The organism is Citrobacter sp. Cpo142 (assembly GCF_030332425.1).
GTDB lineage: Bacteria > Pseudomonadota > Gammaproteobacteria > Enterobacterales > Enterobacteriaceae > Citrobacter > Citrobacter portucalensis.
In genome coordinates this window covers 44,808-59,285 of the sequence record NZ_JAOWHW010000109.1, presented here as the reverse complement: position 1 = coordinate 59,285, position 14,478 = coordinate 44,808, and the positions used below count along the sequence as shown (strand labels likewise).

The window sequence follows — 14,478 nt, the reverse complement described above, 5'->3', positions numbered from 1 at the left end:
GCATCGCGAACGCGTTTTACCCGGCCTACAGGACGTCGTAGGCCGGGTAAGGCACTGCCGCCACCCGGCAAAAGCGGATTAGTTGTTTACCGGGATCACTGCACCTTTATATTTAGTACGGATCCAGTCCTGAATCTCTTTTGAGTGCAGGACATCAACCAGCGCCACGATATCCTTTTTCTTCTCGTCGCCACGATGTACGGTAATGATGTTGGCATATGGATTGTTTTCACCACTTTCAACGGCAATAGGATCTTTCACTGGATCCAGCCCGGCGTCGATGGCGTAGTTGGCGTTAATCACCACCGCATCGCCTTCGTCGTTGTTATACATCTGCGGTAACAGCGCGGCTTCCACGTTTGGCAGGAACTTCAGCTTTTTCGGGTTTTCGACGATATCGCTAATGCGCGCGGTTACTTTATCCACGCCCGGCTTCAGCTTGATCACTCCCTCTTTTTCGAAAATCGACAGAATTCGGCCTTCCTCAGATACCGCATCACGCATGATGACTTTGCCGCCTTCCGGTAGATCTTTAAGCGATTTCACTTTTTTCGAATAGATACCAATCGGCTCAATGTGAATCGCTCCGGCGCTGACGAAGTCATACGTTTTATCGCCTGCATGATCTTTAATCACGCTGTTCAGGTACGGAATATGCTGGAAGTAGTTGGCGTCAATCTCACGGCCAGCCAGCGCAGTGTTCGGCAGAATGTAATCCTGGAACGGTTTAATCTCCAGATCGATCCCCTGCTTCGCCAGAATCGGTTTGGCCTGTTCAAGGATCTCCGCATGCGGCACGTTAGACGCGCCAACGGTCAGAGTATCAGCCCAGGAGGCAAAGCTCAGGGCGCTTAAGGTTGCTGCGGCGAGTAACGTCAGTGATTTTTTCATAATTATGGTTTCCGTATTTTATTAGCGTTTATCTAACAGAGAGGTGATCACATCGCCGCAAAGCTGGATGATGAAGACAATGAGCAAAATCGTCACCGTCGCCACCAGCGTGACGTCGCTGTGGTTGCGCTGGAATCCTTCCAGATAGGCCAAATTCCCTAAACCACCGGCACCAATTACCCCTGCCATCGCGCTGTAGCTCACCAGCGCAATTAGCGTCACGGTGATCCCGGACACCAGAGCAGGAGAGGATTCCGGCAGTAAAACTCGAAAAATAAGCGTGCTCAGCCGTGCGCCCATCGAACGCGTCGCTTCAATAACGCCTTTATCCACTTCACGCAGAGCGATTTCGACCAGACGCGCATAAAACGGCGCGGCCCCCACGATCAGCGCAGGCAACGCGGCATTGGCGCCGAGAATGGTGCCTACCATCGCTTTGGTAAACGGGATAAGCAGCACGATCAAAATGATGAATGGGATCGAACGAAAGATATTCACCACCAGTGAAATAGCGCTATATACCGCGCGATTAGGGAATAATCCGCCGCGCGCTGTCAGGAACAACGCCAGGCCAAGCGCGATGCCCAGGATAAAGGTCGCCGCCCCCGAAAGAGCTGTCATATACAGCGTTTCCTGGGTTGCCGCTAACAGTTGATCCCACTTCAGATGGGGAAACAGTTCTTCAGCCATGTTGAATCACCTCGCCTTCAATGTCGCTCTGGCGCAGGTCGGCCAAAATATTGTTCAATTGTTCCTCAGAGGCCACCACGTGCACCCAAAGTTGACCAAACACGCCGTGTGCGGTTTGCGTCATCTTGCCGTGCAAGATGTTGAACGGCAGGCCATAGCGCAGGGTCAATTCCCCAACCACAGGCCGATGGGTACGTTGCCCGGTAAAGGTTAATTTGATAACCACCCCACCCAACTCGCTTGCCAGTTGCGGATTAAACTCGTCTTCTTCGGTGTACTGGCTCACCTGACGAACAAACTGTCGGGTAATAGGCTGCTGAGGATGGGTAAAGACGCTGAGCACATCACCTTCCTCAACGACCTTGCCGTTTTCCATTACCGCGACGCGGTCGCAGATTTTGCGTACTACGTGCATTTCATGAGTGATCAGCACAATGGTCAATTTGAATCGACGGTTAATATCGAGGAGTAAATCGAGGATCTGATCGGTAGTTTGCGGATCCAGCGCCGAGGTGGCTTCGTCACACAGCAGGACATCCGGATTGTTCGCCAGCGCGCGGGCAATTCCTACACGCTGCTTTTGCCCACCGCTGAGCTGGGAAGGATACGCATTTTCACGACCGCTCAGCCCAACCAGCGTAATCAGTTCAGCAACCCGCGCTTTGATGGACGCTTTGGACGCACCGGCGATTTGCATAGAGAAAGCAATATTTTCGCTAACGGTCCGCGACCACAGCAAATTGAAGTGTTGAAACACCATGCTGATTTTCAGTCGCGCCTGGCGTAACGATTCCCCACTGGCGTCAGAGATATCGTGGCCGTTAATCGTCACGCTGCCGGAGGTCGGTTTTTCGAGACCATTGAGCAAACGAATTAAGGTGCTTTTACCTGCCCCGCTGTAACCAATAATTCCATAAATCTGCCCCTGTTCAACCGTCAGATTGACGTTATCGACAGCGGTGATGGCAAGCCTGCCTGGCGTAAACACTTTCGAAATATTTTTCAGGACAATCATGTCGTTTGGGTATCCGCTGCTGCTTATTGTTCTTCTGCTATCGCTTTTAGCTGTTTAGCAGTATGGATGTCCAAACGAGTGTAATCAGTGGAATTGGCTTTTAGAATGAATTAAAACGAATTTGATATAACTTTTAGAAATATAGTACAAGATCAACGTCAACCGTATAAAACATAGTCATCAGGATGTTAAATGCAGTTTGTTGCGCAACAGAACGCAACGCCCGATAACCTCTTTATCCATACCGATGAACAAATTAATGAATATTTATTGTAAAACTGCACAGAAGTGTTTTGAAACGCTGTTTCCATTTTCCTTTTTGATAATTTTCAGCGTATAATGCGCGCCAATTGTCTCTTGAATGGTTTCAGCACATTGACCTGTAAAACTCAACGACTACAAAACTCACCATCCCGTTGGGCTGAAACACAAGCACACATTCCTCTGCACGCTCTTTCGATGTCACCTATCCTTAGAGCGAGGCATCACAACTTTCGTAACTCAGGTTTAGCTTCCCGTCCGTGCGCGGCGGGAGCCAGATTTCCATATCCTTCTCAACTTAAAGACTAAGACTGTCATGAAAAAGACGAAAATTGTTTGCACCATCGGTCCGAAAACCGAATCCGAAGAGATGTTAACCAAAATGCTGGACGCGGGCATGAACGTCATGCGTCTGAACTTCTCCCACGGTGATTACGCAGAACACGGTCAGCGCATCAAGAATTTGCGCAACGTCATGAGCAAAACCGGCAAGAAAGCCGCAATCCTGCTCGACACCAAAGGTCCGGAAATCCGTACCATCAAACTGGAAGGCGGTAACGACGTTTCCCTGAAAGCGGGCCAGACCTTCACCTTCACCACCGACAAATCTGTCGTAGGCAACAACGAAATCGTTGCTGTTACTTATGAAGGCTTCACTAAAGATCTGTCCGTCGGCAACACCGTTCTGGTTGACGATGGTCTGATCGGCATGGAAGTTACCGCCATCGAAGGTAACAAAGTTATCTGTAAAGTGCTGAACAACGGCGACCTGGGCGAAAACAAAGGCGTTAACCTGCCGGGCGTTTCCATCGCGCTGCCAGCACTGGCTGAAAAAGACAAACAAGACCTGATCTTCGGTTGCGAGCAAGGCGTTGACTTCGTTGCAGCGTCCTTTATCCGTAAACGTTCTGACGTCGTTGAAATCCGTGAGCACCTGAAAGCGCACGGCGGCGAAAACATCCAGATCATCTCCAAAATCGAAAACCAGGAAGGCCTGAACAACTTCGACGAAATTCTCGAAGCGTCTGACGGCATCATGGTTGCGCGTGGCGATATGGGCGTTGAGATCCCGGTTGAAGAAGTTATCTTCGCGCAGAAGATGATCATCGAAAAATGTATCCGTGCACGTAAAGTCGTTATCACTGCGACCCAGATGCTGGACTCCATGATCAAAAACCCGCGTCCGACCCGCGCTGAAGCCGGTGACGTAGCGAACGCCATCCTCGACGGTACCGACGCAGTAATGCTGTCTGGCGAGTCTGCAAAAGGTAAATACCCTCTGGAAGCCGTTACCATCATGGCGACCATCTGTGAGCGTACTGACCGTGTGATGACCAGCCGTCTGGACTTCAACAACGACAGCCGCAAACTGCGCATCACCGAAGCCGTTTGCCGTGGCGCGGTTGAAACTGCTGAAAAACTGGACGCGCCGCTGATCGTCGTCGCAACCCAGGGTGGTAAATCTGCTCGCGCAGTACGTAAATACTTCCCGGATGCCACCATCCTGGCGCTGACCACCAACGAAACTACCGCGCGTCAGCTGGTGCTGAGCAAAGGCGTTGTTGCACAGGTGGTTAAAGAAATCAGCTCTACCGATGATTTCTATCGTCTGGGTAAAGAAGTCGCTCTGGAAAGCGGTCTGGCTCAGAAAGGTGACGTTGTGGTTATGGTTTCTGGTGCACTGGTTCCGAGCGGCACCACCAACACCGCATCCGTTCACGTGCTGTAATAATTCCAACGCGAATTAATTTGCTTAAAAAAGCGCCCTGGTGGCGCTTTTTTTATTTAATCGATAGCCACAATTAATAAAAAATCAAATCGGATTTCACTATCTAATCCGTGATTATCTAAGATGAATCCGATGGAAGCTTTCTGTTTTCACTCGGGTTTTTAGCCGTTTTTGCACAATTCGATGCTTCTTTGAGCGAACGATCAAAAATAAGTGCATTCCCATCAAAAAAATATTCTCAACATAAAAAACTTTGTGTAATACTTGTAACGCTACATGGAGATTAACTCAATCTAGAGGGTATTAATAATGAATCGTACTAAACTGGTACTGGGCGCGGTAATCCTGGGTTCTACTCTGCTGGCAGGTTGCTCCAGCAATGCTAAAATCGATCAGCTGTCTTCTGACGTTCAGACTCTGAACGCTAAAGTTGACCAGCTGAGCAACGACGTGAACGCAATGCGTTCCGACGTTCAGGCTGCTAAAGATGACGCAGCACGCGCTAACCAGCGTCTGGACAACGCAGCTACTAAATACCGCAAGTAATAGTATCTGTGTAATAGAAATGGCGCACATTGTGCGCCATTTTTTTTGCTCTGAATTCCCCTTCCCTGTTATTGCGTAGCGCGCACCTCAGCATCCTCTCCCGGCACGCCATTTTGCGCAGACTTCACTTCTGGCCCATTGCTCGCGACCGATGCTTGCCCGGCAGTGACGGTGACCGGATAACCTGCGCGACGATACAACGCCCTTTCCACCAGACTGTTATCTACCGCGTTATTGTCTTTAAACTGGGTAAAACCGGCTGGCAGCACATACGGCATGGTCTGGACGTTTTGTTCCTCTTCCGGTGACAGCGGTCGATGCACTTCGACATACCGCATGCCGTTCGGCTCAATCGAATATTTTATCGGCTCATTAATCACTCTGACCGGCGTGCCTGTGCGGACCTGGGCAAACAGTGCTTTAATGTCCGGCGCGTTCATGCGAATACAACCAGAACTCACACGTAGGCCCACACTGTCCGGCGCGCTGGTGCCATGGATCAGATATTCACCGTTTCCATGCGCCAGACGCAGTGCAAAGCGTCCTAACGGGTTATTTGGCCCGGCAGGTACAACAGGCGGTAATGTGATGCCGCGCTCCAGAGAGCGTTTACGGATGCCTGGTGTAGGGGTCCAGGTAGGATTCGGGATTTTCTGCCCAACCCGGGTTTCCATTACCGGCGTTTCCAGCCCCTGCAAACCGATACCAATTGGGAATACCTGAACAATATTCTCTCCCGGCGGGAAGTAATACAGACGCAGTTCCGCCAGATTCACAATAATGCCTTCGCGTGGTGCATCCGGCAGCAGTAATTGTGAGGGAATAGTAATCAGGGTTCCGGGTTTAGGTACGGGGGCAATAGTATTGTTGGCTTCAAGGATCAGCATGGCAGCGGTATCAAACTTACGGGCTATCGCCTGTAGATTTTTATCGCCTTCCTGCACGGTGTAGGTTTGGTTTTGCCCAACAAGGCGGCTATTCGCCTGGGGCAAAGGATAATCGACCGCCCATGCGGCCTGAATAGCGCTGTAAGCGCCGATTAGCATTAACGTAATAACAGACGCGCGTTTCATACTCACTCACCCCCCTGGCGTTCTTGCCGGACCGCGGCGAGCGCCCAATCCGGCTTACGAGTCACTGCGTTGCCTTACACGAACGCTTTCAAGTCGGTCTGAAAGTTAACGTGTTTTATCAGTTTAGCTAAGAGTTGCGGCTTTGGCGCGAATAGCCCGAATCATCGCCTCCAGCCCTTGTGAACGAGACGGTGTGAGGTGCTGTGCGAGCGCCATTTTTTCAAACCACGGACGCACATCAAAATTCACAATATCCTGGGCCGTCATGCGATCATACAAAATGAATACCACGGCAATAAGTCCTTTAACAATTGCCGCATCACTGTCGCCCTGTAATTCAATAATCCCTTCGCCATTCTGGTTCATAACAATCCATACCTGACTTTGACATCCCTGGATGCTATTTTCCGGGCAGCGTAGGTCGTCGTTTAATTCCGGCAAACGCTGACCCAGCTCAATAATGTACAGGTATTTCTCTTCCCAATTAGCGCAACGCAGAAAATTACGCAACAACTTTTCTTTATCCGGTAGCGCAGCCATAACGCCTCCCTGTTAGCCCAGTAAATGATGAATACGCTTGAGGCCCGTTACCAGGCGATCCACTTCTTCATGGGTGTTGTACATTGCAATCGACGCCCGGCACATAGCAGGAACGTTATAGTAGGCCATCAGCGGCATAGCGCAGTGATGTCCCGTCCGCACGGCTATTCCATAGTTATCAAGAAAACTGCCGACGTCAAAGGCGTGATGTTTACCAAGGTTAAATGCAATCACACCCAGGCGGTTATCCGGCCCGTAGAGCGTCAAATCAGGTACATCTGCCAGCTGCTCCAATGCATAGCGCATCATGAACTGTTCATATTCGCTGATTTCAGTAAGCCCCAGTGCTGAAACATACTCAATAGCCGCGCCGAGTCCGATAATACCTCCGGTGTTTGGCGTTCCGGCTTCAAAACGCCAGGGGGCTTTGGCCCACGTTGTTCCCTGACTCAAACTCACCGTCGCAATCATTGAACCACCGCCTTCCCAGGGTGGCATCTCCTGCAACAGCGACTCTCTGGCATACAGAACGCCAATACCGGTTGGTCCATAAAGTTTATGCCCGGAGAAAACATAAAAATCGCAATCCAGTGCCTGGACATCCACCTGATGATGCATCACCGCCTGTGCGCCATCCACCAGCACTTTTGCGCCGTATTGATGCGCCAGCTCAATCATTTCCGATAACGGGTTCTCGGTACCAAGCACGTTAGACACGTGGGTAATCGCCAGCAGTTGCGTGCGCTCGTCAAACAGCGTCGGCAGCGTCTCCAGTTGCAACGTACCATCGGCATTGAGCGGGATAACGCGCAGCTCTGCCCCTACGCGGGCACACAGCATCTGCCAGGGCACAATATTGGCGTGGTGCTCCATTTCGCTGATGATAATGTTATCGCCCGCTCGCACATTGCTGCTGCCCCAGCTGTTCGCCACCAGATTGATGCCTTCCGTCGTACCACGAACAAACACCAGCTCTTCCGCTGAGCGGGCGTTAATAAACAACGAGGCAAGCTTGCGCACATTTTCCATTTTTTCCGTGGCCTGGGCGCTCAGCGTATGAATACCGCGGTGGACTGCCGCATAGCCGTGACGATAAAACTCTGCTTCAGCATCAATCACCTGATTGGGTTTTTGCGCGCTGGCAGCACTGTCCAGATACGCCAACGGCAAACCGTTCACTTCACGCATCAGGACCGGAAAATCAGCCCGTACTTTTTCAATGGGAAATGTCATGCTGCGCCTCCCGGCAAGCGTTGGGCGATCCGCGCCAGTACCTGTTGTTTCAGCGTTTCATCGCCCAGGGCTTCCGTCAGCTCAGCGGCAAACGCATAGAGAATCATGTGTTGAGCATCCTGCTGACCGATTCCGCGTGAACGCAGATAGAACATCTGCTCGTCGTCGATCCGTCCTACCGTCGCCCCGTGGCTGCATTTCACGTCGTCGGCGTAGATTTCGAGCTGTGGCTTGGTATCCACCTCCGCCAGCTTTCCGAGCAACAGATTATTGTTGGTCATCTGACCGTCGGTTTTGATAGCGTGCTGGGCGACGTTGATCAGACCATTGAATACCGCCCGCCCCTTATCGCTGACAATCGTTTTATGCAGCTGGCGACTGTTGCAATACCCTTTATTGTGCTCAAGCCAGGTCCGTGTATCACAGACTTCATTTTTCACCGGCATCGCCAGACTGTTCAGCCGAAGCGTGGTGTTTTCGCCGTTAAGCTGCGTACTGGTGTTATTGCGCAATACCGCATCACCAAGCAAGAAACTATGGCTAACGGCAGTCGCATCCGCGCCCAATTGAATGTCATTATGCGCGAAGTGGTGGCTGAGCGGATTTTCGAACGCCAGTTTGATATGGCGCAAATGGGCGTTTGCCGCGACGTTCATCGTTAAGCGTGCGCCAGTGAAATGGCGACGCTCGCTGAGGCTGGCATAGTGTTCAATGACGGTGGCTTCTGCGCCTTCCGCCAGCTCCAGATGGTGGCGATAGTGCGCCGTATTCACCTCGTCGCCCGCCAGCCCCTGGGTTATATGCAGCAGCAGCAGCGGTTTCGCGGGGCGCTGGTTACGCTTCACCTGAATGTGCGTTACGCTACGGGACAGGCTTTCGGTAAGGTGCAAAAACACTTCCGGTTGGATAGCCGCTGGCAGCGCCTGGTGCGCATCGTCAATGGTAATGTCAAAACCGCTACCGTCTGTGCTGTCGCTGAGCGTTGGAAAGAATTGCCCGTCAACAAACACCAGTCGTACAGCATCAATTGTCGGCGACAACGCTGCACATTGGGCTGACGTTATCTCAGCGACATGACTGACAAACTGGCTGTTGGTTAATCCCTCCAGCGGCGTGTATTTCCAGTCCTCATGTTTACGCGTTGGCAGCCCCAGGCGCAGCATCTGTTGCAAGTGCTGCTGCGCATGGTGTGAGCGTGTCTCCCCTTGCGTCTCAAACAGATGGTGCCACTGTTGCAGCACGTTACTGCTGTTCGCTAAGCCAGCCATAACCTTGCTCCTCCAGTTGTTTGACCAGCGTAAAATCGCCGGACTTCACAATTCGCCCCTGGTAGAGAACGTGAACAAAATCGGGTTTGATATAGTCCAGGATGCGCTGATAGTGAGTGACGATAATGAATGAGCGTTTCCCGTCACGCAGCGAGTTCACGCCATCCGCAACGATTTTCAGCGCATCAATATCCAGCCCGGAATCTGACTCATCAAGAATGCATAGCTGAGGCTCCAGCACGGCCATTTGCAGAATGTCATTCCGTTTTTTCTCACCACCGGAGAAACCGACGTTAACCGAGCGCGTGAGCAAATCTTCCGGCATCTTCAGCAGCGCAATTTTCTCTTCCATCAGGTCCTGGAAGTCGAACCTGTCCAGCGACTCTTCGCCACGGTAACTTCGCACCGCATTCAGTGCCGTTTGCAGGAAAAACTGGTTACTAACGCCAGGGATTTCCACCGGATACTGGAATGCCATGAAGATCCCTTCACCGGCCCGATCCTCTGGCGACAGTTCCAGTAAATCCTTACCGTTAAATTCCACCGTCCCGCCGGTGACTTCATAGTCTTCACGGCCAGCGAGCGTGGCAGACAGCGTACTTTTCCCGGAACCGTTCGGTCCCATAATGGCGTGGACTTCTCCGGGGCGAATCTCAAGGCTGAGCCCACGCAGAATCGCCTTATCTTCGACACTGACCTGTAAATCTTTAATGCTTAACATGTGCTTTCCTTAAATTTTAACCGACGCTGTGTTCAAGGCTGATGGCGAGCAGTTTTTGCGCTTCCACGGCAAATTCCAGCGGCAGTTCAGAGAACACGTCTTTACAGAAACCATTCACGATCATCGAAATGGCATCCTCTTCGCTAATCCCGCGCTGCAGGCAGTAAAACAGCTGGTCTTCACCAATACGCGACGTTGTGGCTTCGTGCTCAAGCTGGGCGCTATTGTTACGACACTCGACATACGGGAAGGTATGCGCCCCGCAGTCCGCGCCGATCAGCATCGAATCGCATTGGGTATAGTTGCGGGCATTGGTGGCGGTCGGCATGATCTTCACCAAACCGCGATAGCTGTTCTGGCTGTGCCCGGCGGAAATCCCTTTCGAGATAATGGTCGATTTAGTGTTCTTGCCGATGTGGATCATCTTGGTGCCGGTATCGGCCTGCTGGTGTCCGCTGGTCAGCGCGACGGAATAGAATTCGCCGATGGAGTTATCGCCACGCAGAATGCAGCTTGGGTATTTCCAGGTAATGGCCGAGCCGGTTTCCGACTGCGTCCACGACATTTTACTGTTTTCGCCTTCGCACAGCGCACGCTTGGTGGCGAAGTTCAAAATGCCGCCGGTGTTACCATCGCCAGGGAACCAGTTTTGCACCGTCGAGTATTTCACTTCAGCATCTTTGTGGATGATGACTTCCACCACCGCTGCATGCAGCTGGTAGCTGTCACGTACCGGAGCTGAACAACCTTCGATATAACTGACGTAGCTGCCCTCATCCGCAATCAGAATGGTGCGTTCAAACTGCCCGGTCTTTTCCGCATTAATTCGGAAGTAAGTCGAGAGCTCCATGGGACAACGCACGCCTTTCGGCACATAGATAAACGTCCCATCGGACGCCACTGCCGCATTCAGCGCGGCAAAGAAATTATCATTACCCGGAACGACCGTTCCCAGATATTGTTTTACCAGCTCAGGATGGTCATGGATCGCCTCACCGAACGAACAGAAAATAATGCCCTGTTCCGCCAGTTTGTCACGATAAGTAGTCGCTACCGATACCGAGTCGAAAATAGCATCAACCGCCACTTCTTTGCCTTCACGTACCGGCACGCCAAGCTGTTCGAATGCGTCCTCAACCTCTTTGCTTAAAAATGCATTCGCGCCCGTTTGCTGTACCGCTCCCGGTTCAGACGCACAGGTTTCATCGCAGTTACCGCAGGAAGGTGCGGAGTAATAGCTGTACTCCTGATAATTCAGTTTGTCGTAATGCGCTTTAAGCCAGTGTGGTTCTTCCATGGTCAGCCACGCTTTAAAGGCATTCAGGCGAAATTCCAGCATCCAGTCGGGTTCATTTCGTTTTGCCGAAATCGCGCGCACGACATCTTCATTGATCCCTTTTGCCAGCTCATCGGTTTGCAGTTGGGTGAAGAAGCCCTCTTTGTAATTAAGGTGCCCGCCAGCCCAGGTGTTGACATCGTCAGTTGCTTCAGTATTACGAGACATAGTACCGCCTATACCCCAAAACTTTCGCCACAGCCGCATTCGTTCTGGGCTTTCGGGTTATGAAATTTAAATAACTGGTTTAATCCTTCGCGAACGAAATCGACTTCTGTGCCGTCAATGAACGGCATCGCCTGTAACGGTACGTAAAGTCTGGCGCCCTCCGTTTCAAACAGCAGATCGTCTTTTTCGGGTTGGCGGACGGTATCCAGCACGTAGCCGAATCCCGCGCACCCCGTTTGCTTCACGCCTAACCGTACGCCCAACATGTCAGGTTGCTTTGCCACCAGCTCACGGATATGCGCCGCAGCCGCTGGCGTTAACGTCAGTCCACGCCAGGCAAAATCGTCCGGGTTAAATGTTCCTGAATGCAATTCCATAGGGTTACCTCGAGTCACTAGCTTTAAAGCTATAACATCATGTTAGTGATAATGATTATCACTTCAACCCCTCAACAGCAGGGGCATTCGGGTTAATCGCCCTTTTTGGCTACTTTTACTAAGCATAGACCCTGCAGCGAGGGTTTACAGGGATGGATTATTTTGTTCAATGCATTGATTAATAATGGATTATGAAAATCCAATCGTTCAGTCAGGTCAAATGACAAAAGATGTATAGAAAATGTCTATTTAAGGGATAGGTGGGGATGAAGGTAGGGAAAAACAATTCAAATAATAAACAAGCAACAAAAAACCCTTAAGTCTGCTTGTTGGCAGGCTTAAGGGTTCCGGCCCCATCCGGCGCTTATCTCCGGCACTCATATTGGCTTAGCTCTTGAAGGGGCGATAAGAAGAATCTCATACACTGATTAGTTTTTTTTAACACTAATTGCGGTTTGACTCTTTTATAAACGCGTTCAATCACATATTTAACACTGTGCCTCACTGAGCGTGTCCAGCAGCAGGCGTAGCCCTGCGGGTTGATGTTCACGCGAAAGGTATAAACCATATATCGGCAGGCATTTAGGTTGAAGTTCTGGCAGTAATCGAATTAGCTTTCCCTGCGCAAGCCCTTCTCGCACCTCCAGCTCTGGCACCAACGCGATCCCCATTCCTGCCAGCGCCGACTCGCAGAGCAGCGAAGATATCCCGGCGCTCAAATTGCCTCTGATTGCAACGGAAACTGCCTGGCCTTGGGCATCCAGAAAGTGCCAGGATTGTCCGGCAAAACCGCTGTAGTACAGGCAATTGTGCCGTGTGAGATCGTCGATTGTCTCAGGCGTGCCATGCTGATGCAGATACTCGACAGACGCACAAAGAACCGATTTACAGTCGCCCAACCGACGGGCGATGGTTCCTGGCTCGGGATTTTCCGTTATGCGGATCGCCACATCGATGCGTTCCCCCACAAGGCTTACCGGTTGATTATTGATCTCCACCTCAATACGTAATTGCGGATATTGCTCCATAAACGACGGCAGAACCGGAGCAAGAATATGCATGGCAGTAAAATGGGCGCAGGCCACACGTAGCGTGCCGGAGGGAATTTGCGCTCCACTGGCGGCACCTATGTCCAGCGAAAGTTGCGCCAGAGAACGCGTCTTCAGTAATGCCTCTTCACCCGCTGGCGTGATCGTCAAGCGACGCGATGAGCGATGGATAAGCCTTGCACCTGCCCATTTTTCCATCTCGTCGAGGTAACGACTGACCATCGGACGGGAAAGCCCCAGCGCACGCGCGGCAGCGCTCAGACTGCCCAAATCACAGATATGGTTGAATACCGTTGCCGCCATCACTCTGTCCATTGCATCCCATCCGATCGTTTTATGAAACTCAGCATGTCCTAATGAGGGAATTCTAACAGATCCGAATTGCCTTAAAATACGGGAACTATCAAAAGACAATTTCCTGCACAAGGTTACCTGGTATGAAAATTAAAACTCTGGCTCTGCTGTTACCTCTGTTTGCGTCTTCAGCTTTCGCCGCGCCGCTACAGCTGGACGTCTATAATCCACAGGATAAGGCTATTTTCCCGGTTTCTTCGACGCTGGTGTCTGGCCCAAAAGAGGCGATTTTGTTTGACGCCCAGTTCAGCACCAAAGATGGCGAACAGTTGGTTCAGATGATTCGCGCCAGCGGTAAAACGCTGAAGGCTATCGTGATCACTTCCGGCGATCCGGATTTCTATTTTGGTCTGCAACCCATCGTCAAAGCCTTCCCACAGGTAAAAGTCCTGGCAACGCCGCAGGTGGTAGACCATATCCGCGCCACCAAAGAGGCCAAGCTGCAGTTCTGGGGCTCGCAAATGAAGGACGGCGCGCCAACATCGCTCACCGTTCCGCAGGCGACTACGCAAACGCAGTTCACGGTTGATGGCGAAACGCTGGAACTGCGTCACGCCAACGATTATGCAGCGTATATCTGGATCCCGGCGAATCGAGCCATTATTGGCGGCACAGGCGTGGCTTCAGGTATTCACGTCTGGACGGCGGATACACAGTCTGAACAACAACGTAGTGCATGGCGTAGCGTGCTGAGCGAAATGCAGAGCTTACAGCCCACTCAGGTGGTCCCGGGTCATTACATTGGTGAACGCCCAACCGGCGATAAAGCGATCCGCTTCACTCAGGACTATTTGCAGTCGTTTGAGCAGGCGCTAGGGGCGAAGAAAGGATCGGACTATGTGATTAAAACCATGACGGCAGCATGGCCAGGCCTTGCAGACGTAAGCTCGCTGGAACTAAGTGCGAAGGTTAACAGTGGCGAGATGAAGTGGTAATGAAGATTTAAGGCAAAAAATAACCCCGAACGCATGTCGGGGTTTCGTTACGATAAGCATACCGGAATCAATGAACGCCCATGCGCCAGGCAAAATAGATCTCTTCTTTCAGTTCAGTTGAAGAGAGTGCTAACAGATCTGCAAACTCCAGCTCAAGCTGTTTCAGCCTTTTCAGGTACTGAGCCGGTGAAAGATCGGTTTTATCACGACGTAAAAACTCTATTGCCAGTTGGGCCGGGTCTAATTGGGTAGACATATCATCCTCGCTTGTGTTCAAAACCTGCACAGTATA

At 51.4% G+C, this 14,478-nt stretch carries 16 protein-coding genes; 4 read left to right on the top strand and 12 right to left on the bottom strand.

Annotated elements, in window-relative coordinates; genetic code table 11:
• Nucleotides 1-78: 78 nt before the first annotated feature.
• Genes OGY18_RS06980 through OGY18_RS06970 form a run of 3 tightly spaced genes read right to left on the bottom strand, consistent with a single transcriptional unit; the run spans nt 79 to nt 2,596 of the window.
• Entirely contained in the window at nt 79-891 is an 813-nt protein-coding gene (locus tag OGY18_RS06980) for a MetQ/NlpA family ABC transporter substrate-binding protein (RefSeq protein ID WP_003029358.1), read from the bottom strand.
• Nucleotides 892-912: 21 nt separating this feature from the next.
• The gene (locus OGY18_RS06975) at nt 913-1,581 is read right to left on the bottom strand and encodes a methionine ABC transporter permease (protein WP_048214308.1); all 669 of its coding nucleotides are present in this window, start codon (nt 1,579-1,581) and stop codon (nt 913-915) included.
• Complete coding sequence (locus OGY18_RS06970; protein WP_286552373.1) at nt 1,574-2,596, bottom strand: methionine ABC transporter ATP-binding protein; 1,023 nt, start codon at nt 2,594-2,596, stop codon at nt 1,574-1,576. The genes OGY18_RS06975 and OGY18_RS06970 overlap by 8 nt, the downstream gene beginning before the upstream one ends.
• Before the next feature lie 375 nt (nt 2,597-2,971).
• On the opposite strand from OGY18_RS06970, the gene ynhH reads away from it, so the two are divergent.
• The 3 genes from ynhH (at nt 2,972) to lpp (ending at nt 5,132) form a co-directional block, all read left to right on the top strand.
• Nucleotides 2,972-3,166, top strand: a complete 195-nt coding sequence (gene ynhH, locus OGY18_RS06965) for a protein YnhH (protein WP_242637968.1) — start codon at nt 2,972-2,974, stop codon at nt 3,164-3,166.
• Between the two features lie 7 nt (nt 3,167-3,173).
• The gene (pykF, locus tag OGY18_RS06960) at nt 3,174-4,586 is read left to right on the top strand and encodes a pyruvate kinase PykF (protein WP_003029366.1); all 1,413 of its coding nucleotides are present in this window, start codon (nt 3,174-3,176) and stop codon (nt 4,584-4,586) included.
• A 309-nt stretch (nt 4,587-4,895) separates the two neighbouring features.
• Nucleotides 4,896-5,132 carry a murein lipoprotein Lpp gene (gene lpp, locus OGY18_RS06955; RefSeq protein ID WP_003029373.1) on the top strand — a complete coding sequence of 79 codons (237 nt, stop codon included), beginning with the start codon at nt 4,896-4,898 and terminating at the stop codon, nt 5,130-5,132.
• 68 nt (nt 5,133-5,200) lie between these two features.
• Here lpp and ldtE read toward each other — a convergent pair whose 3' ends face one another.
• The 8 genes from ldtE to OGY18_RS06915 all read right to left on the bottom strand — a co-directional run bounded on the left by ldtE (nt 5,201) and on the right by OGY18_RS06915 (nt 13,212).
• Entirely contained in the window at nt 5,201-6,205 is a 1,005-nt protein-coding gene (ldtE, locus tag OGY18_RS06950) for a L,D-transpeptidase LdtE (protein ID WP_126319827.1), read from the bottom strand.
• A gap of 123 nt (nt 6,206-6,328) precedes the next feature.
• The gene (gene sufE / locus OGY18_RS06945; RefSeq protein ID WP_003832654.1) at nt 6,329-6,745 is read right to left on the bottom strand and encodes a cysteine desulfuration protein SufE; all 417 of its coding nucleotides are present in this window, start codon (nt 6,743-6,745) and stop codon (nt 6,329-6,331) included.
• Nucleotides 6,746-6,757: 12 nt separating this feature from the next.
• The gene (gene sufS, locus OGY18_RS06940; protein WP_191236242.1) at nt 6,758-7,978 is read right to left on the bottom strand and encodes a cysteine desulfurase SufS; all 1,221 of its coding nucleotides are present in this window, start codon (nt 7,976-7,978) and stop codon (nt 6,758-6,760) included.
• The gene (gene sufD / locus OGY18_RS06935) at nt 7,975-9,246 is read right to left on the bottom strand and encodes a Fe-S cluster assembly protein SufD (RefSeq protein ID WP_286552370.1); all 1,272 of its coding nucleotides are present in this window, start codon (nt 9,244-9,246) and stop codon (nt 7,975-7,977) included. Before sufD ends, sufS begins: the two co-directional genes overlap by 4 nt.
• Nucleotides 9,221-9,967, bottom strand: coding sequence for a Fe-S cluster assembly ATPase SufC (gene sufC, locus OGY18_RS06930; protein ID WP_286552368.1), 747 nt, complete (start codon nt 9,965-9,967; stop codon nt 9,221-9,223). Before sufC ends, sufD begins: the two co-directional genes overlap by 26 nt.
• Before the next feature lie 16 nt (nt 9,968-9,983).
• Entirely contained in the window at nt 9,984-11,471 is a 1,488-nt protein-coding gene (sufB, locus tag OGY18_RS06925; RefSeq protein ID WP_286552366.1) for a Fe-S cluster assembly protein SufB, read from the bottom strand.
• Nucleotides 11,472-11,479: 8 nt separating this feature from the next.
• Nucleotides 11,480-11,848 (bottom strand): Fe-S cluster assembly scaffold SufA, encoded by a 369-nt coding sequence (gene sufA / locus OGY18_RS06920; protein WP_003832645.1) that lies wholly within the window; start codon nt 11,846-11,848, stop codon nt 11,480-11,482.
• Nucleotides 11,849-12,336: 488 nt separating this feature from the next.
• Entirely contained in the window at nt 12,337-13,212 is an 876-nt protein-coding gene (locus OGY18_RS06915; protein ID WP_286552364.1) for a LysR family transcriptional regulator, read from the bottom strand.
• Between the two features lie 122 nt (nt 13,213-13,334).
• On the opposite strand from OGY18_RS06915, the gene OGY18_RS06910 reads away from it, so the two are divergent.
• Complete coding sequence (locus OGY18_RS06910) at nt 13,335-14,186, top strand: Vmh family MBL fold metallo-hydrolase (RefSeq protein ID WP_286552362.1); 852 nt, start codon at nt 13,335-13,337, stop codon at nt 14,184-14,186.
• 67 nt (nt 14,187-14,253) lie between these two features.
• On the opposite strand, the gene OGY18_RS06905 is transcribed toward OGY18_RS06910, so the two are convergent.
• Entirely contained in the window at nt 14,254-14,442 is a 189-nt protein-coding gene (locus OGY18_RS06905) for a YdiH family protein (RefSeq protein WP_003030540.1), read from the bottom strand.
• Nucleotides 14,443-14,478 lie beyond the last annotated feature (36 nt).